Annotated in this window: 25 protein-coding genes and 1 pseudogene; 22 read left to right on the top strand and 4 right to left on the bottom strand. The window is 66.9% G+C overall.

All coding sequences use genetic code 11. The features are described 5' to 3' along the window. Window positions 1-49: 49 nt before the first annotated feature. From ispH to T8K17_RS01490, 5 genes are all read left to right on the top strand, one after another. Complete coding sequence (gene ispH, locus T8K17_RS01510) at window positions 50-1,009, top strand: 4-hydroxy-3-methylbut-2-enyl diphosphate reductase (RefSeq protein ID WP_322332772.1); 960 nt, start codon at window positions 50-52, stop codon at window positions 1,007-1,009. Window positions 1,010-1,027: 18 nt separating this feature from the next. Further along, window positions 1,028-1,990, top strand: a complete 963-nt coding sequence (locus T8K17_RS01505; protein ID WP_322332771.1) for a homoserine kinase — start codon at window positions 1,028-1,030, stop codon at window positions 1,988-1,990. Then, window positions 1,987-2,448, top strand: coding sequence for a ribonuclease HI (gene rnhA, locus T8K17_RS01500; RefSeq protein WP_322332770.1), 462 nt, complete (start codon window positions 1,987-1,989; stop codon window positions 2,446-2,448). Before T8K17_RS01505 ends, rnhA begins: the two co-directional genes overlap by 4 nt. A gap of 192 nt (window positions 2,449-2,640) precedes the next feature. Then, a complete protein-coding gene (gene dusA, locus T8K17_RS01495) occupies window positions 2,641-3,648 on the top strand; it encodes a tRNA dihydrouridine(20/20a) synthase DusA (RefSeq protein ID WP_322332769.1) in 1,008 nt (335 codons plus the stop codon). A 21-nt stretch (window positions 3,649-3,669) separates the two neighbouring features. Further along, window positions 3,670-4,209 carry an inner membrane-spanning protein YciB gene (locus T8K17_RS01490; RefSeq protein ID WP_322332768.1) on the top strand — a complete coding sequence of 180 codons (540 nt, stop codon included), beginning with the start codon at window positions 3,670-3,672 and terminating at the stop codon, window positions 4,207-4,209. Between the two features lie 24 nt (window positions 4,210-4,233). Here T8K17_RS01490 and T8K17_RS01485 read toward each other — a convergent pair whose 3' ends face one another. Both T8K17_RS01485 and T8K17_RS01480 read right to left on the bottom strand, forming a co-directional pair. Further along, a complete protein-coding gene (locus T8K17_RS01485; RefSeq protein ID WP_322332767.1) occupies window positions 4,234-4,833 on the bottom strand; it encodes a hypothetical protein in 600 nt (199 codons plus the stop codon). Window positions 4,834-4,917: 84 nt separating this feature from the next. Beyond that, window positions 4,918-6,075, bottom strand: a complete 1,158-nt coding sequence (locus tag T8K17_RS01480) for an MFS transporter (protein ID WP_322332766.1) — start codon at window positions 6,073-6,075, stop codon at window positions 4,918-4,920. An 82-nt stretch (window positions 6,076-6,157) separates the two neighbouring features. Between T8K17_RS01480 and T8K17_RS01475 the strand changes: the two genes are divergently transcribed. From T8K17_RS01475 to T8K17_RS01420, 13 genes and pseudogenes are all read left to right on the top strand, one after another. Next, complete coding sequence (locus T8K17_RS01475; RefSeq protein ID WP_322332765.1) at window positions 6,158-6,334, top strand: hypothetical protein; 177 nt, start codon at window positions 6,158-6,160, stop codon at window positions 6,332-6,334. Between the two features lie 198 nt (window positions 6,335-6,532). After that, on the top strand, window positions 6,533-7,615 hold the full coding sequence (locus tag T8K17_RS01470) for a Fe(3+) ABC transporter substrate-binding protein (RefSeq protein WP_322332764.1): 1,083 nt from the start codon (window positions 6,533-6,535) through the stop codon (window positions 7,613-7,615). A gap of 156 nt (window positions 7,616-7,771) precedes the next feature. Beyond that, complete coding sequence (locus T8K17_RS01465) at window positions 7,772-8,653, top strand: TauD/TfdA family dioxygenase (RefSeq protein ID WP_322332763.1); 882 nt, start codon at window positions 7,772-7,774, stop codon at window positions 8,651-8,653. A gap of 36 nt (window positions 8,654-8,689) precedes the next feature. Beyond that, on the top strand, window positions 8,690-9,397 hold the full coding sequence (locus T8K17_RS01460; protein ID WP_322332762.1) for a dimethylsulfonioproprionate lyase family protein: 708 nt from the start codon (window positions 8,690-8,692) through the stop codon (window positions 9,395-9,397). Window positions 9,398-9,403: 6 nt separating this feature from the next. Continuing rightward, complete coding sequence (locus T8K17_RS01455) at window positions 9,404-10,240, top strand: urease accessory protein UreD (protein WP_322332761.1); 837 nt, start codon at window positions 9,404-9,406, stop codon at window positions 10,238-10,240. An 84-nt stretch (window positions 10,241-10,324) separates the two neighbouring features. Further along, complete coding sequence (locus tag T8K17_RS01450; RefSeq protein WP_322332760.1) at window positions 10,325-10,627, top strand: urease subunit gamma; 303 nt, start codon at window positions 10,325-10,327, stop codon at window positions 10,625-10,627. A gap of 15 nt (window positions 10,628-10,642) precedes the next feature. Next, window positions 10,643-10,945 (top strand): annotated as a pseudogene (locus tag T8K17_RS26270) (urease subunit beta); the annotation flags it as partial. Beyond that, on the top strand, window positions 10,934-12,688 hold the full coding sequence (gene ureC / locus T8K17_RS01445) for an urease subunit alpha (RefSeq protein ID WP_416153189.1): 1,755 nt from the start codon (window positions 10,934-10,936) through the stop codon (window positions 12,686-12,688). The pseudogene T8K17_RS26270 and the gene ureC, both read left to right, overlap by 12 nt. Window positions 12,689-13,030: 342 nt before the next feature. Beyond that, window positions 13,031-13,615: an urease accessory protein UreE gene (locus T8K17_RS01440; RefSeq protein WP_322332758.1), complete on the top strand. Its 585-nt coding sequence runs from the start codon at window positions 13,031-13,033 to the stop codon at window positions 13,613-13,615. Then, a complete protein-coding gene (locus T8K17_RS01435) occupies window positions 13,563-14,288 on the top strand; it encodes an urease accessory protein UreF (protein ID WP_322332757.1) in 726 nt (241 codons plus the stop codon). The genes T8K17_RS01440 and T8K17_RS01435 overlap by 53 nt, the downstream gene beginning before the upstream one ends. Beyond that, window positions 14,285-14,914, top strand: a complete 630-nt coding sequence (ureG, locus tag T8K17_RS01430; protein ID WP_322332756.1) for an urease accessory protein UreG — start codon at window positions 14,285-14,287, stop codon at window positions 14,912-14,914. The genes T8K17_RS01435 and ureG overlap by 4 nt, the downstream gene beginning before the upstream one ends. Window positions 14,915-15,085: 171 nt before the next feature. After that, window positions 15,086-16,765, top strand: a complete 1,680-nt coding sequence (locus tag T8K17_RS01425; protein ID WP_322332755.1) for a PAS domain-containing methyl-accepting chemotaxis protein — start codon at window positions 15,086-15,088, stop codon at window positions 16,763-16,765. Window positions 16,766-17,143: 378 nt separating this feature from the next. Beyond that, a complete protein-coding gene (locus T8K17_RS01420) occupies window positions 17,144-19,147 on the top strand; it encodes a methyl-accepting chemotaxis protein (RefSeq protein WP_322332754.1) in 2,004 nt (667 codons plus the stop codon). Between the two features lie 66 nt (window positions 19,148-19,213). Here T8K17_RS01420 and T8K17_RS01415 read toward each other — a convergent pair whose 3' ends face one another. Continuing rightward, window positions 19,214-20,251 carry an asparaginase gene (locus T8K17_RS01415; protein ID WP_322332753.1) on the bottom strand — a complete coding sequence of 346 codons (1,038 nt, stop codon included), beginning with the start codon at window positions 20,249-20,251 and terminating at the stop codon, window positions 19,214-19,216. Between the two features lie 348 nt (window positions 20,252-20,599). Then, window positions 20,600-21,319 carry an HAD family hydrolase gene (locus tag T8K17_RS01410; RefSeq protein WP_322332752.1) on the bottom strand — a complete coding sequence of 240 codons (720 nt, stop codon included), beginning with the start codon at window positions 21,317-21,319 and terminating at the stop codon, window positions 20,600-20,602. 74 nt (window positions 21,320-21,393) lie between these two features. On the opposite strand from T8K17_RS01410, the gene T8K17_RS01405 reads away from it, so the two are divergent. The 4 genes from T8K17_RS01405 (at window position 21,394) to T8K17_RS01390 (ending at window position 25,407) form a co-directional block, all read left to right on the top strand. Continuing rightward, entirely contained in the window at window positions 21,394-22,068 is a 675-nt protein-coding gene (locus tag T8K17_RS01405; protein ID WP_322332751.1) for a GntR family transcriptional regulator, read from the top strand. A 286-nt stretch (window positions 22,069-22,354) separates the two neighbouring features. Further along, a complete protein-coding gene (locus T8K17_RS01400) occupies window positions 22,355-23,593 on the top strand; it encodes a CoA transferase (protein ID WP_322332750.1) in 1,239 nt (412 codons plus the stop codon). Next, a complete protein-coding gene (locus tag T8K17_RS01395; protein ID WP_322332749.1) occupies window positions 23,590-24,402 on the top strand; it encodes an enoyl-CoA hydratase/isomerase family protein in 813 nt (270 codons plus the stop codon). Before T8K17_RS01400 ends, T8K17_RS01395 begins: the two co-directional genes overlap by 4 nt. A gap of 87 nt (window positions 24,403-24,489) precedes the next feature. Next, window positions 24,490-25,407: a hypothetical protein gene (locus T8K17_RS01390; RefSeq protein ID WP_322332748.1), complete on the top strand. Its 918-nt coding sequence runs from the start codon at window positions 24,490-24,492 to the stop codon at window positions 25,405-25,407. Window positions 25,408-25,434 lie beyond the last annotated feature (27 nt).

Below are 25,434 nucleotides of genomic sequence, written 5' to 3'. Positions count from 1 at the left end.
TGCGGCGGTCATTGACGGCGGCCCCGCATTCGTCGGAAAACGGGGCGTGATGACAGCGCACCAGAAACAGCCTCTGACCATCGTGCTCGCGGCCCCGCGCGGGTTCTGCGCGGGCGTCGACCGGGCCATCCAGATCGTCGAGCAGGCGCTGCAGAAATGGGGCGCCCCCGTCTACGTGCGCCACGAGATCGTGCACAACCGCCATGTGGTGGAGAGCCTGGAAGCCCAGGGGGCGGTCTTCGTGGAGGAGCTGGACGAATGTCCGCTCGACCGCCCGGTGGTGTTCAGCGCCCACGGCGTGCCGAAATCGGTGCCGGCCGAGGCCGAGCGGCGCGAGATGATCTTTGTCGACGCGACCTGCCCGCTGGTGAGCAAGGTGCATCTGGAGGCCGAGCGGCACCACCGCATGGGCAGCCACATCATCCTGATCGGCCATGCCGGCCACCCGGAGGTGATCGGTACCATGGGCCAGCTTCCCGACGGGGCGATCAGCCTGGTCGAGGACGAGACCCAGGCCGAGACCTTCACCCCGCCGCCGGGCGTGCAGGGCCTTGCCTTCGTTACCCAGACGACCCTGTCGGTGGACGACACGGCCCGGATCGTGGAAGCGCTGCGCCGCCGCTTCCCGGAGATCGCCGCGCCGAAGAAGGAAGACATCTGCTACGCCACCACCAACCGCCAGGAGGCGGTGAAGGCCATCGCCCCCCAGGTCGACGCGATGGTGGTGATCGGCGCGCCGAACTCGTCCAACTCCAAGCGGCTGGTCGAAGTCGGTAAGGTCTGCGGCTGCGACGATTCCCGGCTGATTCAGAAGGCGGCGGAGCTGGACATGGACTGGCTCGCCGGGGTGCGCCGTCTTGGCGTGACCGCCGGGGCCTCGGCGCCGGAGCTGCTGGTCGAGCAGGTCATCGCGGCCTGCCGCGAGCGTTTTACCGTGACCGTGGAGGAAGTGGAGGTCGCCCGCGAGGACGTCCGCTTCAAGCTGCCCCGCGCCGTCGCGCCTGCCTGACGCAAGGATCCAAGGGACATGGCGGTCTACACGCAGATCTCCGACGGGGAGTTGGAAGCCTTCCTGGGTGAGTACGACCTGGGCGAGCTGGTCTCCTTCTCCGGCATCGCCGAGGGGGTCGAGAACTCCAACTTCCTGGTCCGCACCACCAAGGATACCTTCATCCTCACCCTCTACGAGAAGCGGGTGAACAAGGACGATCTGCCGTTCTTCATCGAGCTGATGCGCCATCTGGCGAAGAAGGGGCTGAACGTGCCGAGCCCGGTGCCGGGCCGCGACGGCGCCACCCTGCGCGAGCTGAACGGCCGTCCGGCCGCCATCGTCACCTTCGTCAACGGGGTCTGGCGGCGCCGTATCCGCCCGTCCTGCTGCCGCGAGCTGGGTGTCGGCATGGCCGAGATGCATGTCGCCGGCCTGGATTACGAGCGCAAGCGCGAGAACAATCTCTCGGTCGCCGGCTGGCGTCCGCTGTTCGACAGCTGCGAGCTGCCGAAGCGCGAGATCTATCACGCGATGCATAACCAGCTGAACATGGAGCTGCATCATCTGGAGGCGCACTGGCCGCGCGACCTGCCGGTCGGCACCATCCATGCCGACCTGTTCCCCGACAACGTGTTCTTCCTGGGCGACAAGCTGTCCGGCTTCATCGACTTCTATTTCGCCTGCACCGACATCCTGGCCTACGACCTGGCGATCTGCCTGAACGCCTGGTGCTTCGAGACCGACGGCAGCTTCAACGTGACCAAGGCCCGGAACCTGGTGATGGGTTACGAGAGCGTGCGGCCGCTGAGCGCTGCCGAACGCGAGGCGCTGCCGATCCTGGCCCGCGGCTCGGCGATCCGCTTCCTGCTGACCCGCCTGTACGACTGGCTCAACCATCCCGAAGGGGCGCTGGTGAAACCCAAGGATCCGATGGAGTACCACCAGAAACTGCGCTTCCATCAGGGCGTGTCCGGTCCCGCCGCCTACGGCCTCACATGAGCGGCGAGGAGGCGGGGGAGAAGGTCCAGGTCTTCACCGACGGGGCGTGCAGCGGTAATCCGGGGCCGGGGGGCTGGGGCGCGCTGCTGCGCTGGCGCGGCAACGTGAAGGAGCTCTCCGGCGGCGAGGCGGAGACCACCAACAACCGCATGGAGCTGATGGCGGCGATCTCCGCCCTGGAGGCGCTGACCCGGCGGATGCAGGTCGACCTGACCACCGACAGCACCTATGTGCGCGACGGCATCACCAAGTGGATGAAGTCCTGGAAGGCCCGGGGCTGGAAGACCGCCGACAAGAAGCCGGTGAAGAACCGCGACCTGTGGGAGCGGCTCGACGCGGCGACCCAGCGCCACGATGTCGACTGGCACTGGGTCAAGGGCCATGCCGGCCACCCGGAGAACGAACGCTGCGACGAGCTGGCCCGCGAGGCGATCAAGACGATGCGGGAGCGAAGGTAGCTTCTCCCCCCTTCCTCACTCCCCGGATTTATTCCGGGGTGAACCCATCGGTGGCTTCATCCTTCGGAAGTAATCTCCGGTCACGTCGCGCCCGGCGCTTACCCCGGAATAAATCCGGGGAGTGAGTGTGGAGGTGGGGGGCGACCCAGCGGGGCTGACGTCGATACCCGATTTCGTGTAAAACCCCGCGCCATGACGCACCCGATCGCACCTTTGGACCGCCGCTTCACCGTGGCGCCGATGATGGACTGGACCGACCGGCATTGCCGGGTGTTCCACCGTCTGCTGACACGCCGCGCGGTGCTGTACACCGAGATGGTGACCGCCGATGCGGTGCGTTTCGGCGACCGGTCGCGGCTGCTCGGCTACTCGGCCCAGGAGCACCCGCTGGCCCTGCAACTCGGCGGCTCGGAGCCCGAGGCGATGGCCGAGGCGGCGAGGATCGCCGAGGACTGGGGCTATGCCGAGGTGAACATCAATGTCGGCTGTCCCTCCGACCGGGTGCAGTCCGGCCGGTTCGGCGCCTGCCTGATGCGCGAGCCGGAGACCGTGGGCCGGGTGGTCGCGGCCATGCGCGCCGCCGTGTCGATTCCGGTCACCGTAAAATGCCGCATCGGCGTCGACGACCAGGATCCGGAGACGGCCCTCGACGCGCTGGTCGACCGGGTGGTGGATGCCGGCTGCACCACGATCATCGTCCATGCCCGCAAGGCCTGGCTCCAGGGCCTGTCGCCCAAGGAGAACCGCGACGTCCCGCCGCTCGATTACGACCGGGTGCGGCGGCTGAAGGCGGCCCGTCCGGAGTTGGAGATCCACCTCAACGGCGGACTCGGCGACCTGGACGTCGCCCTGGCCGAGAGTGCCGGGCTGGACGGCATGATGGTCGGCCGCGCGGCCTATCAGACGCCGTGGATGCTGTCGGAGGTCGACGCCCGGGTCTATGGCGAGGCGCCGCAACCCCTGGACCGGCACGCCGTGGTGGACGCCATGGCCGAGTATGCCGACCGGATGCGGGCGGAGGCCGGCACGCCGCTGAAATCCATCGGCCGGCACATGCTCGGCCTGTTTCAGGGACTTCCGGGTGCCCGGGGGTGGCGCCGCCGGCTCTCCGAGACCATGTATGGCGACGATGCCACCGGTGCCGTGCTGCGCGAGGCGGCGTCGATCGTTCCCGCCGGCGAGTCCAGACACGCTGCCTGACCCCACCCGAAGGAGACCGCGATGACCCGGACCCGGGCCCTGACCGAGTACGGCCCCCTGATCCTGTTCTTCGTGGCCAATTACATCTGGGGGATCATGCCGGCGACGGCGGTGCTGGTGGCGGCCACGGTCGTCGCCACCGCCTACACGGTCTATGCCGAGCGCCGGATTCCCTGGATGCCGGTGATCGGCGCGGTGCTGGTGTCGATCTTCGGCGGCCTCGCCCTGGTGTTCGACGATTCCTTCTTCCTGAAGATCAAGCCGACCGTGGCGACCCTGCTGATCGCCGCCGGCCTCGGCATCGGGCTGCTGTTCCGCAAGTACTTCCTGCGCACCATCCTGGCCGGCGTGCTGGAGCTGGATGAGACCGCCTGGCGCAATCTGACGATCTACTGGATCTGCGCCTTCTGCATCATGGCCGCCGCCAACGAAGTCGCGTGGCGCACCCTGTCCACCGACGGGTGGGTCACCTTCAAGGCGTTCGGGCTGACAGGCCTGTCGGTGCTGGCCGCCATCGGCGCGGCACCGCTGATGAAGGCGGTGCGCGGCGGGGAGTCCTGACCCGCCGCACACCCGGTCATCGGATCAGCTATCGACCTTGGCGGTCGCCCACTGGCTCTTGAGCTGGCTGATCTCGGTCGCGCCCGCGGTCTCCGCCACGCTGACCTCGCGCTTGCAGCCATCGTCGTCCTTGCACGCGGCCTTGATCTGGGCGACGGCGGCGTCGGTGCGCGCCTGGGCCCGGTCGATGGCGCTCTGGAAGAATGTGTCCTTCTTCTGCTCCGTCGGGAAGGACTCCGGCACCAGCAGCAGGGTGATCTCGGACGGGTACTGGTTCATCGCCCCGGAGCTCGCGTCGATGGCCAGGCCGATCAGGCCGCCGAACACCACGTTGCCCACCGTCATGTCCTGGAACTCGGAGGCGAGGGTCGCGAAGGTGTCCTGATGTCCGTCGGCGGAGCATTTCACCACGACCGCATTCTTCGACTTGTCGATCTGGACGGTTCCCGGCGTCGGGTTCACGACGGCGATGGTCATCCCCTCGCGCTCCATGCGGCACACCGCGCCGGCGGGATCGGTCTGAATGGTCACCGTCTGGTCGGCGCCTTTGGTGATGGTGGCGCAGGCGGACAGGGCGAGGCCCGCAAGCGCGAGACCGGCGAGGTGTGAGTACGGCAAAGGCATCGGATCGAATTCCCCCTAGCATGATGCGAGTCGTAAGGGGATCCGGACTATCATGGATGGTCCCGGCGGTGGTCCAATAATTCTCTACATTTGGTGTGGATTTTTCATCAGACCCGCCAGCAGTAGCGACAGCCCCAGGCCGATCATCCCGAGCACGCCCATCGCCAGATAGGCGAGCTGACCGTAGGATTCGTAGAAGAAACCCGCCGCCGGCATGGCCATGCCCATCACCACGCCGGACACCAGGGCGTAGTAGAAGGCCTGGGCCGTGGCCTCGAGCCCCTCGGGCGCGTTGTCCTGCAGGTAGCGCATTGCCCCCAGATGGGCGGCGCCGAAGGTCAGCCCGTGCAGAAGCTGCAACGCTCCGACCGCGTAGAGATCGTGGGTGACGGCGGTCAGCGGCCAGCGGATTAAGGCGCCGATCCCGGCGATCGCCAGCAGAGCCGGGGCCGAGGCGAAGCGGCCGAGCCGGGCGGCCAGGGCGAAGACGACGATCTCGGCCACCACGCCCAGCGACCACAGCACGCCGATGGCGCTCTCGCCGAACCCGACCGCGCGCCAGGAGATCGTGCCGAAGCCGTAGAACACCGCATGGCTCGCCTGGGCGCAGCCGGCGGCGCCGATGAACACCAGATAGCGGCGGTTGGAGACCAGCCGGGCCGCGGCCGTCCAGGACCAGGGCTTGCGGGCCTGTCCCCCGTGCGCCGGCAGCCACAGGCAGCTCGCCACCAGCACCACCATCGTGCCCAGGAGCAGCGGCAGGATGACCGGATCGCCGAACCGCTCGGTGGCAGCGCCCACGGCGAAGGCGGCGACGATGAAGGAGACCGATCCCCAGATCCGGATCGGGCCGTAGGCGAGGCCGCGCAGCTTGACTTCGCTCAGGGCCAGCGCCTCGCCCAGCGGCATGATGCTCTGGACGGTGAAGCCCAGCAGGACGGCGAGGACCAGGTAGCTCCAGAACGGCTCGGCAAACCAGAAGGCGCCGTAGACCGCGCAGCCGGCGAGGGCGAGCAGGACGGTGGTCCGCTTGAGCGCACCCGTGGCGTCCGCCACCGTCGCGAGCACCGGATGGGCGGCCAGCTTCACCCAGAAGCCGACCGCGAGCACGGTGCCGATCGCCACCGGCGACAGGCCGCGGCTCTCCAGCCAGGCCGGCCAGTAGGGCAGCATGATCCCGACCACCGCGAAATAGGCGGCGTAGAACAGGGACAGGCGTGCCGAGATCGGGTTGAAGGTCATGGCGCGGCTTTCGCTCGGAGGGATCGACGCGGACTGGCGATGCTCCAGACCGACGCCATATAGTGTCGCCAGGAGACGGACAATGACCGAACGACACGACCGGGACATCGACGAGAGCGGCCGCCGCATGACGACGGTGTTCTATCTTGCCTTCGCCGTCATGCTGACCGCCGCCCTGGCGGTCCTGCCGATGGTCGCGGACACCTATCGGCTGTCGGGTCTCTGGGTCACTTTCTGCGCGGCCATCGGCATCAACTGACGCGCGAACCGTCCCCGGGGTCTGGGCGTCCGGGCCGATCTCACGGTTTCGTGAAGTCGGTGGCCAACCGGGCGACCTTTATTGACAGTGCAATTCATTCTCATTAGTGCTCCCCCTTCGTGGCGCCGTGTGCGGCATCTGACTCGGCTCACAGTGACAGGCGTCCGGGAAGACGCAGCCATCTGCAGGAGAGCAATTATGAATCGTTTGGGAGGAATCCGGCGCGGCGGACCGAAGGGCCTGACCGGGGTGCTGGCGCGGATCGCGACCAGTGCGGCGATCGCCCTGGCGGCGGCCGGCAGCTTCGTGGCCCCGGCATCGGCGGCCGGCGAGCTCAACCTCTATTCCTCGCGCCACTACGACACCGACGAGCGCCTCTATTCGGAGTTCGAGGAAAAGACCGGCATCAAGATCAACCGGATCGAGGGCAATGCCGACGAGCTGATCCAGCGCATCAAGAGCGAAGGGCGCAACAGCCCCGCCGACGTGCTGCTGACCGTCGATGCCGGCCGGATCTGGCGGGCCGAGCAGATGGGCATCTTCCAGCCGGTCAGCACCGAGTATCTGGAAGCGCGGATTCCGTCCCATCTGCGGCATCCGGACGGCCTCTGGTACGGCTTCTCCCAGCGCGCCCGGATCATCTTCTACGACAAGGACCGGGTCTCGCCGCTGCAGATCCAGACCTATGACGATCTGGCCGACCCGGCGCTGAAGGGCATGGTCTGCACGCGCTCCAGCTCGAACGTCTACATGCTGTCGCTGATGGCCGCGCAGATCGAGCACAAGGGCGAGCAGGGGGCCAAGGACTGGGCCGCCGGCGTCTACGAGAACCGCGCCCGCGATCCCCAGGGCGGCGACACCGACCAGCTGCGCGCCATCGTCTCCGGCGAGTGCGGCGTGGCGCTGGCCAATACCTACTACTTCGCCCGCGCCCTGCGCAGCGAGGTGAAGGGACTGGGCGAGACCGAGATCGCGAAGATCGGCTGGATCTTCCCGAACCAGAGCACCACCGGCGCCCATGTGAACATCTCCGGCGCCGGCGTGGTCGCCACCGCGCCGAACAAGGAGAACGCCGTCAAGTTCCTGGAGTACCTCGCCTCCGACAGCGCCCAGGCGTATTTCTCGGCCGGTAACGACGAATACCCGGCGGTTCCGGGCGTCGAGCTCAGCGCGTCGGTCGCCCGGCTCGGCCTGTTCCGCCAGGACACCATGAACCTGGCCAAGCTCGGCGAGAACCAGCCGCTGGCGCAGAAGCTCTACGACGAGGTCGGCTACAAATAAGTCGTCCCGCGCAGACCTGACATTCGGCGCCGCCCCGTCTCCTCGGGGCGGCGCTTTTCGTTTCGGCAAGCCCGTGGAATACGGCGGCTCTTGACCGTTGCCGACCGGGCAGTGACCATTCCCGGGTTACCGCGACGCCCGTCAGAGGAGGCCCCCATGGCTCTGTCGATCACCCCGCTCACGCCGGTCCTCGGCGTGGAGGTCACCGGCATCGACATCGGAAACCTCAGCGAGGCCGATTTCGCCGCCATCGAGCGGGCGTTCGAGGATCACTCCGTCCTGGTCATCCGCGGCCAGCACGGCATCGACGACGCCAAGCAGGCCGCCTTCTCGCGCCGCTTCGGCGATCTGGAGAGCACGATCTCCTCCAATCCCGGCGGCGAGGGGACGGCCATCGCCATCTTCTCCAACGTGGATGCCGAGGGGAACCTGATCCCGCCGAAGGACAAGCGGATGATCTTCAACTCGGGCAACCAGATGTGGCACACCGACAGCTCCTACAAGCCGGTGCCGGCCAAGGCCTCCATGCTGTCCGGCCGGGTCGTCCCGCCCGAGGGCGGCGAGACGGAATTCGCGTCCGGCCGCGCCGCCTGGGACGCGCTGACGTCGAAGGAACAGGCGGAATACGAGCCGCTGATCGCGGTGCACGACTTCCTCTACAGCCGCGGGCTGATCGACAAGTCCCTGCTGACGGAGAAGGACCGCAAGGAGCTCCCGGCGGTGCGCCAGAAGCTGGTCCGCACCAATCCGGTCAACGGGCGCCACGCGGTCTATGCCGGTGCCCATGCGAGCCATATCGAGGGAATGCCGGTGGAGCAGGGCCGCGCCCTGCTGCGCCGCCTGACCGACCTCGTGACCCGGCCGGAGCATTGCTATACCCACCGGTGGCAGGACGGGGATCTGGTCATGTGGGACAACCGGGCGGTCCTGCACCGCGGCCGGCCCTGGGACGAGAGCAAGTATCCCCGCGTCATGCACCGCACGACCGTCGCCGGCCTCGGACCGAGTGTCGAGGACGGCAAGCCGCTGGCGGCCTAGCGTGCATCGCCGGGCTGTCGGACCGGAGGGGCGCCCATGACCATGCCGGTCTCCGACGGCGAGGCCTGGACGGAGGAGCGGCACAGCCCGCTCTCCAGCCTGCACGACTGGGTCTATCTCGCCCGCGAGTTCGACTACGCCTACCGCCGCGGATCGGCCGGGGGGAGCCTGAAGGTCCGCTCCCACATGAAGCAGGTGCGCGACCGTCTGGCCAAGATCCTGGCCGGCAAGACCTCGGTCCGCTTCCCCGATCCCGCCGCCAAGCCGGTGACCGCCCACCTGCGCCGCGCGCTGGACAACGGGCTGGACGGCTCCATGCGCTCCATGGTGCGGGCGATCGGCAATGTGCAGGAGCAGCTCGCCTGGGAATACGGCTACGAGCGGATGCCGCGCTACCTCATGGAGCGCTATGCCTATGCGGACATCATGGGACCGAAGGGACCGATCATCTCGCCGACCCTGACCCTCGGTCTGGTTCTCTTCGCGCCGCGCACGACCTATCCTGCCCACAGCCATCACGGCATCACGGAGAGCTATCTCTCGCTCTCGGGTCACTGGAGCGAGAATGACAACGGCGTCTATGCCCCGGGCTCGATCGTCCTCAACCTGCCGCAGCACATGCACACCATCACCACGGCCGATCGCGAGCCGGTGCTGCTGGCCTATGCCTGGTGCGGCGAGTCCGAGGTCCTGTCGGCCCCCGGCATGCGTTTCAGCCGCAAGCCCAAGACGCCGCCGGCCTGAGCGGTCATGCCCGTGACCGCCCGCAAGGAGGCGCTGCAGCGCTATGCCGGCGCCCTGGAGGTGTCGGTCGGGTCGGGCCGGGTGCTGCGCAGCTACTACACCCCGCCGATGCGCCTGTTCCGCCCCTATGGGGAGGGCGGCGAGCCCCGGACCTTCGTCGTCGCCAATGTGGCCGGCGGGGTGGTCGGCGGCGACCGGCTGAGCGTGTCCCTCGATGTCGGCGCCGACGAGGCGCTGCTCGCCACCACCCAGGCCGCCGAGAAGGTCTACCGCAGCGACGGGGCCGAGGCGGTGCTGACCAACAGCTATCGGGTCGGCCCCGGCGCGGTGCTGGAGATGCTGTCCTCCGGGACCATTCTGTTCGACGGCTCCCGGCTTCTGCGCTCCACCGAGATCGACGTCGCCGCCGGCGGCCGCTTCGCCTATGCCGAGACCGTCGTGCTCGGCCGCATCGCCCGCGGCGAGGTGTTCGCCAGCGGCAGCCTGAAGGACCGGATCCGCCTGCGCCGCGACGGCAGGCTGGTCTGGGCCGACGATTTCGGGCTCGACGGCGATATCGCCGGGACCATGGCGGCGGCGGCCGGTCTCGACGGGGCGAAGGCGCTGGCCATGCTGCTGCTGGTCGGCGAGGGGGCGGGGCAGGCGGTCGAGATCGCCCGCGCCCAGGCCCCGGTCGACGGCCTGCGGATCGGCGCCAGCGCGTTGTCGGGCGACTGCGTGGCGGTGCGGATCCTGGCTGGGGATCCGGCCGCCGCGCGCACTGCGCTGGCCGCGATCTGGAGCGCCACGCGGTCCGCCTGGCTGAACCGGCCGGCGCGGATGCCGGTGATCTGGTCGGTATAGCGCCGTTTTCGCAGGTGCGAAAAAGGATCGACGCCGAGGCGAACCGGCGGCAACCTATGCGGTGCAGAGGAGCGGGAGGGTCTTATGCAACTCAGTCCACGCGAGAAGGACAAGCTGCTGATCGCCATGGCGGCGATGGTCGCGCGCCGGCGCCTGGAGCGCGGCGTGAAGCTCAACTATCCCGAGGCGATCGCCCTGATCACCGATTTCGTGGTCGAAGGCGCGCGCGACGGCCGCTCGGTCGCCGACCTGATGGCGGCGGGGGCGGAGGTCGTCTCCAAGGATCAGGTGATGGAGGGCATCGCCGACATGCTGCACGAGGTGCAGGTCGAGGCCACCTTCCCCGACGGCACAAAGCTCGTCACCGTCCACGACCCCATCCGCTGAGCGAGGAGAGAGGCCATGATCCCGGGTGAACTCATCCCCGCCGAGGGCGAGATCGAACTCAATGCCGGCGCCGACCGGCTGACGGTCACCGTCGCCAATACCGGCGACCGGCCGGTGCAGGTCGGCTCCCACTACCATTTCGCCGAGACCAATCCGGGCCTGGAGTTCGACCGCGACGCCGCGATGGGCCGCCGCCTCGACATCCCGGCCGGTACGGCGGTGCGCTTCGAGCCCGGCCAGACCCGCGAGGTCACGCTGGTGCCGTTCGGCGGGGCGCGCAGCGTCTTCGGCTTCAACGGCAAGGTCATGGGGGCCCTGCCGGAAACCCAGAAGGGCCAGGGCAACGTGCCGCCGCGCATGATGCCGCGGGCGGCCTATGCCGGCATGTTCGGCCCGACGAAGGGCGACAAGTTCCGGCTGGCCGATACCGACATCATCATCGAGGTGGAGAAGGACTACACCACCTATGGCGACGAGGTGAAATTCGGCGGCGGCAAGGTGATCCGCGACGGCATGGGCCAGTCCCAGGCGACAAGGGCGCAGGGCGCCGTCGACCTGGTCATCACCAACGCCACGGTTCTCGACGTCACCGGCATCTTCAAAGCAGATATCGGCGTGCGCGACGGCCGCATCGTCGCCATCGGCAAGGCCGGGAACCCCGACGTGCAGACCGGCGTCGACATCGTCATCGGCCCCGGCACCGAGGCCATCGCCGGCGAGGGCAAGATCCTCACCGCCGGCGGGCTCGACGTGCACATCCACTTCATCTGCCCGCAGCAGGTCGATGAGGCGCTGTCGTCGGGCGTGACCACCATGATGGGCGGCGGCACCGGCCCCGCCACCGGCACCAACGCCACGACCTGCACGCCGGGTCCGTGGAACATCATGCGGATGATGCAGGCGGCCGACGCGCTGCCGATCAATCTGGGCTTCTTCGGCAAGGGCAACGCCGCCCTGCCCCAGGCGCTGGAGGAGCAGATCCGCGCCGGTGCCTGCGGTCTGAAGCTGCACGAGGACTGGGGCACCACCCCGGCGGCGATCGACTGCTGCCTGTCGGTGGCCGACGCCATGGACATCCAGGTGATGATCCATACCGACACCCTGAACGAGTCCGGCTTCGTGGAACATTCGGTCGCCGCCTTCAAGGGCCGCACCATCCACGCCTTCCACACGGAAGGCGCCGGCGGCGGCCACGCGCCGGACATCATCAAGGTCTGCGGCGAGGCGAACGTGCTGCCGTCCTCGACCAACCCGACCCGGCCGTTCACGGTCAACACGGTGGACGAGCATCTCGACATGCTCATGGTCTGCCACCACCTCGACCCGCGCATCCCCGAGGACGTGGCCTTCGCCGAGAGCCGCATTCGCAAGGAGACCATCGCGGCGGAGGACATCCTGCACGACCTCGGCGCCTTCTCGATCATGGCGTCGGACAGCCAGGCCATGGGCCGGGTCGGCGAGGTGGTGATCCGCACCTGGCAGACTGCCGACAAGATGAAGAAGCAGTTCGGCCGGCTCGACGGCGAGACGGGCGACAACGACAACCTGCGCGCCCGGCGCTATGTCGCCAAGTACACCATCAACCCGGCGATCGCCCAGGGCGTGTCCCATGAGGTCGGCTCCATCGAGGTCGGCAAGCGGGCCGATCTGGTCCTGTGGAGCCCGGCCTTCTTCGGCGTGAAGCCGGACATGGTCCTGGTCGGCGGCCTGATCGCCAGTGCGCAGATGGGCGACCCGAACGCTTCCATTCCGACGCCGCAGCCGGTGCATTCGCGGCCGATGTTCGGCGCTTTGGGCGGGGCGCGGACGGCGGGCTCGGTCACCTTCATCAGCCAGGCGGGGCTGGAGCGCGACATCCGGCACCAGTACGGCCTCGCCAAGCAGACGGTGGCGGTGGCCAACACCCGCGGCGGGATCTCCAAGCAGTCGATGCGGATGAACGACTACCTGCCGAAGATCACGGTGGATCCGGAGACCTACGAGGTCACCGCCGACGGCCGCCTGCTCACCTGCGAGCCGGCCCAGGTGGTGTCGATGGCGCAGCGGTATTTCCTGTTCTGAGGGGGAGCGCCCATCGATTCATCCACGCCCGTCATCCCGGACGACCCCGGATCCAATCCGGGGGCGGGCCGGGACCGTGATGCGGACGGATGCGCTGGGTCCCGGCCGACCCCCGGGTCACGCCCGGTGGTCGCCGAGATGACGATGAATGGTAGAGACCTGAAGAATGTTTAATCTCGGCCACTCCCCGGCCTTGTGCCGGGGCCCACGTGAGGGGTGGCGCGAGAGGCGGGCTTTTGATCTCTGGCGATCCGGCCCGCTGACGGGTGGGCCCCGGAATGATCCCGGATTAAATCCGGGACGGGGAGTGAGTAAGAGAGACTGGGGAAGGAAAAGAAGAACATGACCCGCGCCACCGAACATGCCCGGGCCGGGCACTGGCCCGCCGAGGAGGCGAAGGCCGCCGTCACCCTCGATTTCGACGCACGGTTCCGGCGCCGGATGATGCTGACCACCGATGCCGGCGAGGAGGTCCTGCTCGACCTGGCCAAGCCGGTGGCCATGGCCGGCGGCGACGGGCTGAAGCTCGACGACGGCGGCTGGCTCAAGGTGGAGGCCGCACCCGAAGAGTTGGTGGAGGTGCGGGCGAGCTCGCCCCACGCCCTGCTCCGGCTGGCCTGGCACCTGGGCAATCGCCACCTGCCGGCGGAGATCCATGCCGACGCGATCCTGATTCGCCCCGACCATGTGATCGAGGACATGCTGAAGGGGCTCGGCGCCGACATCGCCCGCGTCACCCAGCCGTTCCAGCCCGAGGGCGGCGCCTATGGCGATCCCGCCAGCCCCGGCGGCCACCATCACCACGATCACGACCATGGGCACGACCATGGGCACGACCATGGGCATGACCACGGTCACAGCCACGATCACGGGCATGACCACAGTCACGGCCCCGGGCATCACCACCACCATACCCATGGACACTGACGGCCTGCTGAAACTGGCGGCCTGGACCTCGCCGTCCTTTCCGATCGGGGCCTTCGCCTACAGCCACGGGCTGGAATGGGCGGTGGAGGCGGGTCTGGTCACCGACGCGGCGAGCCTGAACGCCTGGGCCGCCCGTCTGCTGGAACACGGCGCCCCGCGCCAGGACGCGATCCTGCTCGCCCGCGCCTATCGCCAGCTCGACGACGAGGCGGCGCTGCTGGAAACGGCGGAGCTGGCCGCCGCCCTGAAGGGCACCGCGGAGCTGGCCCAGGAGACGGTGGTCCAGGGCGGCGCCTTCCTGCGCACGGTCCGGGCCGCCTGGCCGCAGCCCCGGCTGGATGCGCTGGCGGCGGTCTTCGCCCGCGACAGGCTCGAGCTCGCCCTGCCGGTGGCAGTCGGGATCTGCGCCGCCGCTCATGGCATCGACCTACCCTCCACCCTGCGCTTCTTCCTGCACGGGGTGGCGGCCAACACGGTCTCCGCCGCGATCCGCCTGTCGATGATCGGCCAGACCGACGGTCAGCGGGTCACGGCGACGCTGGAACCGGTTATTCTCTCCACCGCGTCGCAGGCGGAAGCCGCCGACCCCGACGCGCTCTGGTCTTCCGTCCCGATGGTCGACTGGTGTTCCATGCGACACGAAACCCAGCACACGAGGTTGTTCCGGTCATGAGCACGGCGTTCGATATGTCCCCCCACGGTCCCTTCCGCGTCGGCATCGGCGGGCCGGTCGGCTCCGGCAAGACCGCGCTCGTGGAAGCGCTGTGCAAGGCGATGCGCGACGTGAACGACCTGGTCGTCGTGACCAACGACATCTACACCGACGAGGACCGCCGCATCCTGGTCCGCGCCCAGGCGCTGGAGGAGGAGCGGATCATGGGGGTGGAGACGGGCGGCTGCCCGCACACCGCCATCCGCGAGGACGCCTCCATCAACCTCGCCGCGGTCGAACGCATGGCCGGCCTGTTCCCCTCGGCCCAGATCTGCTTCATCGAGAGCGGCGGCGACAACCTGGCCGCCACCTTCAGCCCCGAGCTGGCCGACATCACGATCTACGTCATCGACGTGGCCGCCGGCGAGAAGATCCCGCGCAAGGGCGGTCCCGGCATTACCCGATCCGACCTGCTGATCATCAACAAGATCGATCTCGCCCCGCTGGTCGGTGCCGACCTGTCGGTGATGGAGGTGGATGCGAAGCGGATGCGCGGCGACCGGCCGTTCCTGTTCACCAACCTGAAGGACGGCACCGGCGTGCCCGAAATCGTCGCCTTCATCCGGCGCCATGGCGGGCTGATGTAGCCCCGCCTGCCGGCTGGTCGGGATCGACGGTTTAAACCCGTAAACCACTTGGGGCTTCTCGCCTGGGATTTAATCGTTTGTTATTGGATCTGCCGTAAGTTTCCCCCGTTCGCGGAGCATTTCATCCGGATGCAGCGCAAGGGCCACGGTGCCTGGTTACGGGGAAGTATGATGTTTCTTTTCATGCGGCGGTCGGACAACGAGAACAAGCCTGAGGTTGCGGAGGCGATCAACCATTCGCAGGCCCTCATCGAGTTCGATCTCGACGGCACCATCAAGAGCGCCAACGAAAACTTCCTGACGGCGATGGGGTACTCCCTGGCGGAGATCGTCGGCAAGAACCACAGCATGTTCGTGCCTGTGCGCGAGCGCGAGTCGGAGGAGTACCGGGGGTTCTGGAAGGCGTTGCGCGCCGGTCAGACCCAGGCTCGGGTGTTCCGCCGGATGAAGCGCGACGGCTCCGACATCTGGCTGCGGGCGAGCTATGTGCCCGTGAAGAACCGTACCGGCGCGCTGACCGGCGTGATCAAGATCGCGACCGACGTGACCGAGCGGGTCCTGCGGGACTCCAACTTCGCCGGCCAGGTCGATGCCATCGGCAAGACCATGGCGGTGATCGAGTTCGAGCTCGACGGCACGATCGTCACCGCGAACCAGAACTTCCTCGACACCATGGGCTACTCCCTGGACGAGATCCGCGGCAAGCCGCACAGCATCTTCGTGGAGCCGGAGACCGCCGGCGGCGCCGACTACCGGGCGTTCTGGAAGTCCCTGGCGGCGGGCGAGCCCCAACGGGCGGAGTACAAGCGGATCGGCAAGGGCGGCCGGGAAGTCTGGATCCAGGGGTCCTACAACCCGATCCGCGATCTGGACGGCAAGCCGTTCAAGGTGGTGAAATTCGCCACCGACGTGACCGAACAGAAGCTCAAGGCGGCGGATGCGAGCGGTCAGATCGACGCCATCCACGCCTCCCAGGCCGTCATCGAATTCGACCTGAACGGCGTCGTGCGCACCGCCAACGCGAACTTCCTGAATACAATGGGCTACACGCTGCCGGAGATCCAAGGCAAGCACCACCGCCTGTTCGTCGACCAGGCCTATCAGGCCAGCCCGGACTACGCGGCGTTCTGGGACACGCTGCGGCGCGGGGAATTCCTCGCCGGCGAGTACAAGCGCATCGGCAAGGGCGGGCGCGAGGTCTGGATCCAGGCCTCCTACAATCCGATCCGCGACATGAACGGCCGGCCGTTCAAGGTGGTGAAGTTCGCCGCGGACGTGACGCCGCAGGTGCTGGCCCGCAAGCGCGCCGAACATGTGCAGCAGCTCATGGAAACGGTCGCCGCCGGTGCGGAAGAACTGAACGCCTCGGTCAAGGAGATCGCGGCGAGCATGATCAAGTCGAAGGACACGACCGCCGGCGCCTTCGACCTGGTTGTCGCCGCGGGGGATCACACCACCGAGCTGGAACAGGCCACCACGGCCATGGGCGGCATCGTCGAGGCGATCAACACGATCACCGGCCAGATCAGCCTTCTGGCGCTGAACGCGACGATCGAGTCCGCCCGGGCCGGCGAGGCGGGTAAGGGCTTCGCGGTGGTCGCCAACGAGGTGAAGACCCTGGCGAACCAGGCGAAGAACGCCACCGACAGGATCGCCGAGAATATCGGCCGGATGCAGCATGTCTCGGCCGAGGTGGTCGGATCGCTCGCCTCGATCCGCTCGGCCATGGACGAGGTCCAGGAATACGTCGCCTCCACGGCCGCTGCCGTCGAGGAGCAGAGCACGGTCGCCAACGACATGTCGGCGAACATGCAGCGTGCGTCTGCGGAAGCCAACGCCATGGGACGCTGACCGGCGTTCCTGTCCGTATTTCCGCGCAGATTTCCCTCGGCCGTCGCCGCGCCGACCATCGGCGTAGAAAATTTTCGGCCGAGGGAATGCGGTACCCTGCGGCAGGGCCTTGCGCAATCCGACAGCGCAACCGTGCGCTGCACCGTGAGGCCGCACGCCTCAACTATTTGAAATCACCCGAAAGTTGTTATTCCTCGCTGTCTCTTGTTGCTCTGCAACACGGGATACCCCCAACTTTTTTGCGGTCGCGAAAGATTATGGCGTCCACATGGGGTAAAAGTGAGATAAATATGACCATTTTTTCATTCAGGAGAAATTAACTTTTCTGTTAGATCGTAAGGCTGTGGAGGAACGTACAAGCAAGAAGGGTATGCTGACATGTCGGCCCATTCCTATCTGTCGAACTTCCGGATCGGCACCAGGCTCGCCGCGGGCTTTGGCATTATCCTCGTCCTGCTTCTCGTCTTGGCGGGGCAGGCCGGATACAGCCTCTGGCAGTCCCGGGAAGGCGTGTCGGCCTATCGCGCGATCGCGACCAACACCAACCTGATCGCGCGGGTCCAGGCCAAGATCCTGACCAGCCAGATCAGCGCCAAGGCGTTCGAGAGCAGCGGGTCCGCCAGTGCCGCGGCCATGGTCGAGATGCGGCTTGCCGACGTTCAGTCTCTGCTCGACGAGGCGCGCACCTCCGTGACCGATCCGGATCAGGCCGCCCTTCTGAGCCAGGTCCAGGACAACATCACCACCTACGGCACCACGTTTGCCGCCGTCTCGGCGCTGCAGGACGAGCGCAAGAAGATCGTGCTGACGCTGGACGAGACCGGGGAGCGCTTCACCACCCTGATCAAGGAAATGGTCGAGGACGCCAAGGGCTGGGGTGACGTCAACGCCATGGGCGATCTGGCGCGCGCGCTCGAAGGCGCCCTGGAGGTCCGGTTCGCCTCCCAGCGGTTCCTGGTGACCAACGACCCGGAGGCGATCGGCTATGTGCGCCGGTATCTCGGCAACGCCCTCGAGATCGTCACCGAACTGGTCGATTCCGGCGACTTCCGGGCGATCACGGTGCAGGAGGACCTGACCACCTTCGGCGAGACCTTCGACGCGATCGTCCAGCTCACGGTCAAGCGGAACCAGATGATTTCCGACACGCTGAACGTTCTCGGCGACCGGTCGGCGGAACTGATCGAGGAAATGGAGACCCGGTACCTCGACCAGCAGAACGATCTCGGCGCCGGCATGCTGAGCACCACGGAGATCTCGCTGCTCATCGCCGGCGGCGTCGCCCTGGCGGCCCTGATCATCGGAATCCTGTCGGCCATTCTGATGGCGCGCAGCATCACGGTGCCGGTGGGCTCTCTGACCCAGAGCATGGGCCACCTTGCCGATGGTGAGCTGTCGACCGAGGTCCCGTCCACCGAGGCGCAGGACGAGATCGGCCAGATGGCGCGGGCGGTTCAGGTGTTCAAGGACAACATGATCCGCACCAAGGAGCTGGAGGCGGAACAGGCCAAGCTGGACGAACGGCGCCAGGAGCGGGCCTCGGCCCTGGAGGCGGCGATCTCCGAGTTCCAGACCAGCATCGGCGAGCGGCTGGAGAAGCTGCGCGGCGTGTCGGAGGAGCTGGGCGGATCGGCGGAAACCCTGCGGAGCGTGGCCGGCGAGACCAAGGACCGCAGCTCCGAGGTCGCCTCGATCTCCGAGCAGACCTCCGCCAACGTGCAGAGCGTGTCGGCGGCGGCGGAGGAGATGGACTCCTCCTTCGGCGAGATCGTCGGTCAGGTGACCCGCTCCAGCGACACCGTCCGCAATACCTCCGAAAAGGCGCGGGTCACCCTGTCCTCCATGGAGGATCTGGCGGCCCAGTCCGAGGCGATCGCCCAGGTCGTGGAGCTGATCACAAGCATCTCCGAGCAGACCAACCTGCTCGCTCTGAACGCCACCATCGAGGCGGCCCGTGCGGGCGAGGCGGGCAAGGGCTTCGCGGTGGTCGCGTCGGAAGTGAAGAGCCTCGCCACCCAGACCGGCAAGGCGACCGAGGAGATCGCCGACAAGATCCGCCGGGTCCAGGAAGCCTGTGGCACCTCGGTGGAGGCCGTGCGCGAGATCGTGTCCAGCATCGAGAAGGTCGACGAGATCTCCGCGGCGATTTCTGCGGCGGTCGAAGAGCAGAAGGCGGCCACGGCGGAGATCACCCGCAACATGCAGGAGGCCGCCCGCGGTACCGAGCAGCTCTCGGCGAATATCGGCGGCGTGAACGAGGCGACGGACCGCACGGTGGAGACCGTCGGCGACGTCGCCGACGCGGCGGGCCGAACCAACACGGTGTCGGGCGAGCTGCGCGACGTGGTCGATCACTTCGTCGGCCGGGTGCAGGCGGCTTAACGGCAAGAGTTGACCTGGGGGACGGGCGGCGCTCCGGGAAACCGGGGCGCCGCTGTCTTTTGGGGCTCAGTTGGCGGCGGCCCAGACCCGGTCCATGGCCGCCTGGTCGAGACCGCCCATCAGCATCGCGGTCAGCAGCATCCGCGCCTTGAGCGGCGGCAGCCGGCCGGCCGAGCGCACGCCCCGGCGCAGCAGGTCCATCTCCGATCCCGCGCGCTCGTAGGTCTTGGCCAGCACATAGCCGGCCTGCATCCGTCCGGCCATCACCACCGGCAGGCGGGCGACCAGGTCGTCCATCTGCGGCGCGATCCAGGACGGGGTGTGCCCGCCGCCCATCGCCCCCAGCACGACGCCGGCATAGCCGAAGCTCTCCGGGTCGGCGAGCATCGCGGCGACCAGCCCGCCGCTTTCGCCCAGGCCCATGGTCAGCAGGGCGACCGTTGGCAGCGGCGGCTCGATCCCGGTCAGCAGGGTGTCGCCGAGTTCGGCGTCCAGCGCGGTCTTGTGGTCGCGCACCGGCCGGCCGGTCAGCCGCACCCGGTCCTCCACGATCACGCCGAGCGGTCCGGCCTCCGGGCTGGCGAAGGCGTCGATCCGGCTGGAGTTCATCTTGGCCACGTCGACGGCGGCGTGGATGGTGTCGAGCATGACGACCATCACGCCGAGCGACCGGGCCTCCCGGCGGACCGCCGGATCGGTGACCACCTGCATGGCGGCATAGACGTTGCCGGGCCCGTCATGGGAGATCGAAAGCGGATTGCGCATGGCGCCGGTGACGACCACCGGCACGTCCACCCGCAGGGCGAGGTCGAGCAGGAAGGCGGATTCCTCCATCGTGTCGGTGCCCTGGGTGACGATGGCCCCGTCCGCTCCGTCGGCGACCGCCGCCTCGATGGCGCGGGCAACCTCCAGCACGTTGTCGACGGAGAGGTCGGAACTGCCGATGGTGCTGACCGTGCGCGCCTCGATCCGCGCCAGGGCGTCGATGCCCGGTGCGGCGGCGACGAGCTGCTCTGCGGTGAGACCCGGGCGCACCCCGGCCTCGCCCTTCACCATTGCGATCGTCCCACCGAGCGCGAAGACCGCGATCCGAGGTTTGGCCATGTCTTCCCTCCTTTTTGGTTGGCGGGAAGATGCGCGGAAGCCGGGATGTTGTCGAGATGGGAAGACCGCTCCTTCCCACACCCGCGACCTCCCCCTGGGCAGGACCCCGGCGTTCTGCCGGGGGACGTGTCGAAGGGGCACTGGGTCCCGGCCGACCTCCGGGTCAGGCCCGGAGCTCGCCGGGATGACGGATGAGTTATTTTTACAACACGACCGTCATCCCGGACGGCCCCGGGCCTGACCCGGGGGCGGGCCGGGACCCGGAGGACATGGGGCGGCCGGCCCTTCGACACGCCCCCGTCCCGGATTAAATCCGGGACGGGGGCTGCTCAGGGCGAGGTTATTGTTTCAATTCAAGAATTCTTCCACGAAGGCTTCCATGGTCGGGTAGGTGGCGTCGGGCACCGCCAGTTCGGCGCCGAAGCCGGTATGGCCGAGCGCCTTGCCGCCGCGATCGATATGCACCACCGGCTGGCCCAGCAGGTTGCAGGGGCGGACGTCGGCCCGGCGGCTCTGGGCCACGTGCAGCACCCGGTGCGGCGGGATACCCCGTGCGGCGAGATCGGTGAGCGACAGCACGAAATGCCGCAGCGACGGCTTGTAGGCGCCGGCGCGCTCGGCGGTGACGAGGATCTCGAACGGCTCGCCGAGCCGGGCCCGGGATAGGGCGAAGGAGGCGTCGTCCATGTTGGTCAGCGCGCCCAGCACGAAGCGCTCCTTCAGCCGGGCCAGGGCGGCGACGCTGTCGTCATAGGCGACCCACTCGCCGACCGAGGCGCCGAAGGCGGCCTGCTGGTCGGGATCGACGCGCCCGCCCCATTCCCCGGCCACATAGGCGATGGCCAGCTCCAGGATTCGCGGATAGGGCCGGGCCGGCGACAGCATCTGGTAATGCGCCCGGGCCCGGTCGAAGGCGTCGATCAGCGCGGCATCGGTGGGGGCCACGCCGGCACCGTCGGCCCCCTGGCTATCCACACAGGCCCGCAGCCGCGCCAGAATGCTGGGCTCCCAGTCGATCAGGGTGCCGTAGACGTCGAAGGTGATCGCGTCGAAATCGTCCGGTCGCATTTCGCTTCTCCAAATTATCGATAATCGATAAAATGATCCATGGACAGGCCGCCGTCAACAACCAGGATGGGCGCATGCGTTCCCGGTCGACCCCCTTGCCTCACCCCGCGTCCCTGCGCCGTTCGATGCCGGAAGAGGTCGCCGCTTTGCTGCGCGAGGAGATCCTGGACGGGGTCCTGGCGCCCGACGCGCGGCTGCGCCAGGAGCATCTGGCCCAGCGCTTCGGCACCAGCCAGGCGCCGATCCGCGAGGCGTTCCGTCGCCTGGAGGCGGAGGGGCTGGTCGTGGCCGTGGCCAACCGGGGGGTGCGGGTCGCCGGGCTCTCGGCGGCGGAGGCGGAGGAGATCGGGGCGCTGCGGCTGTCCCTGGAGCCGGGGCTGGCGGTCCGCGCCGCCGAGAACGCCACCAATGTCGACGCGGCGGCAGCACGGGCGGCGATCGAGGCGATGGGGCAGGCGTCGACGCCGGCGGCGTTGATGGTCGCCAACGCGGCGTTTCACGACGCGCTCTACGCCGCCGCCGGCCGGCCGATCACCCTGGACCTGGTGACGGGCCTGCGGGCGCGGTTCGAGCGCTATCTGCGGCTGATGTGGCGGATGACCGGCCATGCCGCGCTGTCGAACGACGAGCACGGCGAGATCCTGGACCTGGTGCTGGCCGGGGACGGGGCCGCCGTGGGTCGGGTCATGGCGCGGCACATCGAAGGCTCGACGGCGGAGATCCTGAAGGCGCTGACGGCCGGCCGATAGCCCGCCTTCTCCTCCGTCGTTCTCTCTCCCCACTCCCCGGATTTATTCCGGGGTGAGGCTTGGGATCCGTCGAAGCTTGAAGGCTTCCTCTGACACGCGGGCCTGGGCCCCGCCCCGGAATAAATCCGGGGAGTGGGGGAGAGGGGTCAGTGTGTGACGGGACAGTGTGTGAGGGGAGTGAGAGCGAAGAGGAGTGTGGTCTGAACGCTCCCCACCTTGACCCCCGCGCGCCCGCATGGGGAAATGCCCTTAACCAAGAACAAGACACGATAACCGGGAGGATCGAATGGCGAACCGGGGGTTCGGCCCGCTCCAGGGCATGACGGTGATCGAGCTCTGCCACCACATGGCCGGGCCCACCTGCGGGCTGATGCTCGCCGATATGGGCGCCGACGTGATCAAGGTGGAGAAGATCAAGGGCGGCGACGACACCCGCCGGAATCTGCCGCCGGAGATCAACGGCGAGGCCGCCGCCTTCATGATGATGAACCGCAACAAGCGCGGCGTGGTCATCGACCTGAAGACCGAGGAGGGGGCGGAGATCCTGCGCAAGCTCGTCGCCAAGGCCGACGTGCTGACCGAGAACTTCCGCCCCGGCGTGCTCGAACGGCTCGGCCTCGGCTACGAGGATCTGAAGGCGATCAACCCCGGCCTGATCTATGCCTCCATCTCCGGCTTCGGGCGCACCGGCCCCTATGCCAGGCGCGGCGGCTTCGACCTCGTCGCCCAGGGCATGAGCGGGCTGATGAGCATCACCGGCGAGCGGCCGGACGGCCCGCCGGTGAAGGTCGGGGCCCCGATCTGCGACATCACCGCCGGCCTGCTGCTGGCGCTCGGCGTCTGCGCCGCCTATTCCCACCGGCTGAAGACCGGCGAGGGCCAGCGGCTCGACACCTCGCTGATGGAGGCCGGGATCACCCACACCTATTGGCAGTCGGCCATCGCCTTCGCCACCGGCGTGGCGCCTCGGGCCATGGGCTCGGCCCATCCGCTGAACGCGCCCTATCAGGCGGTGAAGACCGCCGACGGCTATATCAACATCGCCGCCAATACCGGGACGTTCTGGACCGGCATGCTGGACATGATCGGCGCGCCGCAGCTCGCCGACGACCCGCGGTTCAAGACCAACGGCGACCGCATGGCCAACCTGAAGGATCTCGAGGCGGAGCTGAACGCGCGGTTCGAGACCAGGACCAGCGACGCCTGGCTCGCCGAGTTCGAGACGCGGGGGATTCCCGCCGGGCCGATCTTCGACGTGCTGGAGATGCACCGGGACCCGCAGACCATCGCCCGCGAGATGGTGCCGACCACCGAGCATCCGGTCGCCGGCACTGTCCAGACCATCGGCCTGCCGATCAAGTTCGAGACCACGCCGGGCAAGGTGGCCACGCCGTCGCCGCTGTTCGGTCAGCATACCGAAGGCGTGCTCGAGGAGCTCGGATACGGCGCCGAGGAGATCGCCAGATTGGCCGAGACGGGCGCCGTCCTGCTCGGCACGTTGCCCAACCAGGAGGCTGCCGAATGAGTGAGGTCAAAGGGACGAGCGAATTGAGCGGCACCGACGACGTGCTCGTCCATGTGGAGGACCGTATCGCCACGGTGACGATCAACCGGGCGGCCAAGCACAATGCCATGAACCTCGAGGTCTTCGGCGCGCTGGGCAAGGTCTTCACCGCGCTGGACGCGGACGCGGAGCTGCGCTGCGTGGTGATCCGCGGGGCGGGCGGCAAGGCGTTCTCCGCCGGGGCCGACATCTCTGAGTTCGAGAGCGTGCGCAAGGACAAGAAGGCGGCCATCGACTACGCGAAGACCTCCAACCCGTCCGGCCATGCGGTGGTGTCCTGTCGCCACCCGACCATCGCCCTGATCGAGGGGCTGTGCGTCGGCGGCGGCTTCGGGCTCGCGGCCCTGTGCGACCTGCGGATCTGCGGCGAGAGCAGCCGGTTCGGCGTGCCGGTGAAGCGGCTGGGCCTGGTGGAATCGCCGGAGGAGCTCGAGTTCCAGGTGAAGAAATACGGCGCCACCGCGATGCTGGAGATCCTGCTGGTGGGCGACCTGCTGAACGCGGAGAAGGCCTTCCATTACGGCATCGTCAACAAGGTGGTGCCGGATGCCGAGGTCGAGGCCGCGGCCTATGAATGGGCGGCGAAGATCGCCGAGGGCGCGCCGCTGACCGCGCGCTGGCACAAGAAATTCGTCTACCGCCTCACCGACCCGGCGCCGCTGAGCGACGCGGAGATCGACGAGGGCTACGACGCCTTCGACACCGAGGATTTCCAGCGCGGCTACAAGGCGTTCCTGGCCAAGGAGAAGCCGAGCTTCGTGGGGCGTTGACGCTCCCGTGCGGCATCTGGAATGAAGAAAAGCACATAAGTATCATCCACTCCCCGGCCTTGTGCCGGGGCGAGGCCGGGAATCTGCATGGGCGGTGAAATCGACCTCCCAACGGTCGAGCCCGCTACACGGATTGCCCCGGCACAAGGCCGGGGAGTGCGCGAAGAGAGAGAAAAGCCCGGTCATCCGGTCTCTGCCTGGGGACGATGCGGAATATCCGGACGGGCGAGCGACGAAGCAGGTGCTGCGCTACATGTCAAAGGGAGCGATGAGTTTTTTGGTGCGCCCTGTCGTTCTTATATTGGCAGGAGTGACTGCAGTGGGCTCGTCAATTGCGTTCTTCGGCACATCAGACGCACGCGCACAAATAATTTTGGGAGTTGTATGGATTTCTTGTCTTTGTTTTTATTTCTGATGGCGAATAGTCTAAGGCCAGGATGGGATGTCATCATATCTGCATTGTATTTATTGTCATTAAATTTGGTGTTTGAATTATTATTTTATTTAAATGGGGACATTGCTTATAAAAATATTAGTCATTTCGGTAATTTTTTCATTGGAGAAAAATCAATTGAAATGTGGAGATATAAGAGCTTTGAAAATAAAGAAGAGTTGTATCAAGTTCTGTCAACAAAAGCCGTGTCAGATATAGCAGCTCTATTCGTTTTGGTGTTGTTTGTAGTATATTTGGCAGTTCTTCATAAATTTAGAAAAAATGAACATTTCAAAAAAATAAAAACACGTCAAATAAATAAAAATTTCAAAGTTTATAAAAAACTAGGAGTTCTAGGAATTTTTTGCGCGATATTGTACATAAGTTCAATATTCAATGTCAAATATTGGATCAAAGTAGTTGAGTATGAAGACCTGAGATATATAGGGTTTTCGAGTGTATATCTCGTATTTTTCGTATTATATATAATTTATAATATCTATGTGTGGTTTTTCATTTTGACGGGAGAAAATATTAAACCAAAATCGGAGAGTAGAAACTCAATATCTTGAAGGTATTGGAAATATGGGGGCTATCTA

It is taken from the genome of Thalassobaculum sp. OXR-137 (genome assembly GCF_034377285.1).
GTDB lineage: Bacteria > Pseudomonadota > Alphaproteobacteria > Thalassobaculales > Thalassobaculaceae > Thalassobaculum.
This window is presented reverse-complemented; position numbering and strand designations above follow the sequence as displayed.

Coding starts and splice junctions, on each gene's coding strand:
- ispH (WP_322332772.1), top strand. CDS start 50: ATGACAGCGCACCAGAAACAGCCTCTGACCATCGTGCTCGCGGCCCCG.
- T8K17_RS01505 (WP_322332771.1), top strand. CDS start 1,028: ATGGCGGTCTACACGCAGATCTCCGACGGGGAGTTGGAAGCCTTCCTG.
- rnhA (WP_322332770.1), top strand. CDS start 1,987: ATGAGCGGCGAGGAGGCGGGGGAGAAGGTCCAGGTCTTCACCGACGGG.
- dusA (WP_322332769.1), top strand. CDS start 2,641: ATGACGCACCCGATCGCACCTTTGGACCGCCGCTTCACCGTGGCGCCG.
- T8K17_RS01490 (WP_322332768.1), top strand. CDS start 3,670: ATGACCCGGACCCGGGCCCTGACCGAGTACGGCCCCCTGATCCTGTTC.
- T8K17_RS01485 (WP_322332767.1), bottom strand. CDS start 4,833: ATGCCTTTGCCGTACTCACACCTCGCCGGTCTCGCGCTTGCGGGCCTC.
- T8K17_RS01480 (WP_322332766.1), bottom strand. CDS start 6,075: ATGACCTTCAACCCGATCTCGGCACGCCTGTCCCTGTTCTACGCCGCC.
- T8K17_RS01475 (WP_322332765.1), top strand. CDS start 6,158: ATGACCGAACGACACGACCGGGACATCGACGAGAGCGGCCGCCGCATG.
- T8K17_RS01470 (WP_322332764.1), top strand. CDS start 6,533: ATGAATCGTTTGGGAGGAATCCGGCGCGGCGGACCGAAGGGCCTGACC.
- T8K17_RS01465 (WP_322332763.1), top strand. CDS start 7,772: ATGGCTCTGTCGATCACCCCGCTCACGCCGGTCCTCGGCGTGGAGGTC.
- T8K17_RS01460 (WP_322332762.1), top strand. CDS start 8,690: ATGACCATGCCGGTCTCCGACGGCGAGGCCTGGACGGAGGAGCGGCAC.
- T8K17_RS01455 (WP_322332761.1), top strand. CDS start 9,404: ATGCCCGTGACCGCCCGCAAGGAGGCGCTGCAGCGCTATGCCGGCGCC.
- T8K17_RS01450 (WP_322332760.1), top strand. CDS start 10,325: ATGCAACTCAGTCCACGCGAGAAGGACAAGCTGCTGATCGCCATGGCG.
- ureC (WP_416153189.1), top strand. CDS start 10,934: ATGGGGGCCCTGCCGGAAACCCAGAAGGGCCAGGGCAACGTGCCGCCG.
- T8K17_RS01440 (WP_322332758.1), top strand. CDS start 13,031: ATGACCCGCGCCACCGAACATGCCCGGGCCGGGCACTGGCCCGCCGAG.
- T8K17_RS01435 (WP_322332757.1), top strand. CDS start 13,563: ATGACCACAGTCACGGCCCCGGGCATCACCACCACCATACCCATGGAC.
- ureG (WP_322332756.1), top strand. CDS start 14,285: ATGAGCACGGCGTTCGATATGTCCCCCCACGGTCCCTTCCGCGTCGGC.
- T8K17_RS01425 (WP_322332755.1), top strand. CDS start 15,086: ATGTTTCTTTTCATGCGGCGGTCGGACAACGAGAACAAGCCTGAGGTT.
- T8K17_RS01420 (WP_322332754.1), top strand. CDS start 17,144: ATGTCGGCCCATTCCTATCTGTCGAACTTCCGGATCGGCACCAGGCTC.
- T8K17_RS01415 (WP_322332753.1), bottom strand. CDS start 20,251: ATGGCCAAACCTCGGATCGCGGTCTTCGCGCTCGGTGGGACGATCGCA.
- T8K17_RS01410 (WP_322332752.1), bottom strand. CDS start 21,319: ATGCGACCGGACGATTTCGACGCGATCACCTTCGACGTCTACGGCACC.
- T8K17_RS01405 (WP_322332751.1), top strand. CDS start 21,394: ATGCGTTCCCGGTCGACCCCCTTGCCTCACCCCGCGTCCCTGCGCCGT.
- T8K17_RS01400 (WP_322332750.1), top strand. CDS start 22,355: ATGGCGAACCGGGGGTTCGGCCCGCTCCAGGGCATGACGGTGATCGAG.
- T8K17_RS01395 (WP_322332749.1), top strand. CDS start 23,590: ATGAGTGAGGTCAAAGGGACGAGCGAATTGAGCGGCACCGACGACGTG.
- T8K17_RS01390 (WP_322332748.1), top strand. CDS start 24,490: ATGGGCGGTGAAATCGACCTCCCAACGGTCGAGCCCGCTACACGGATT.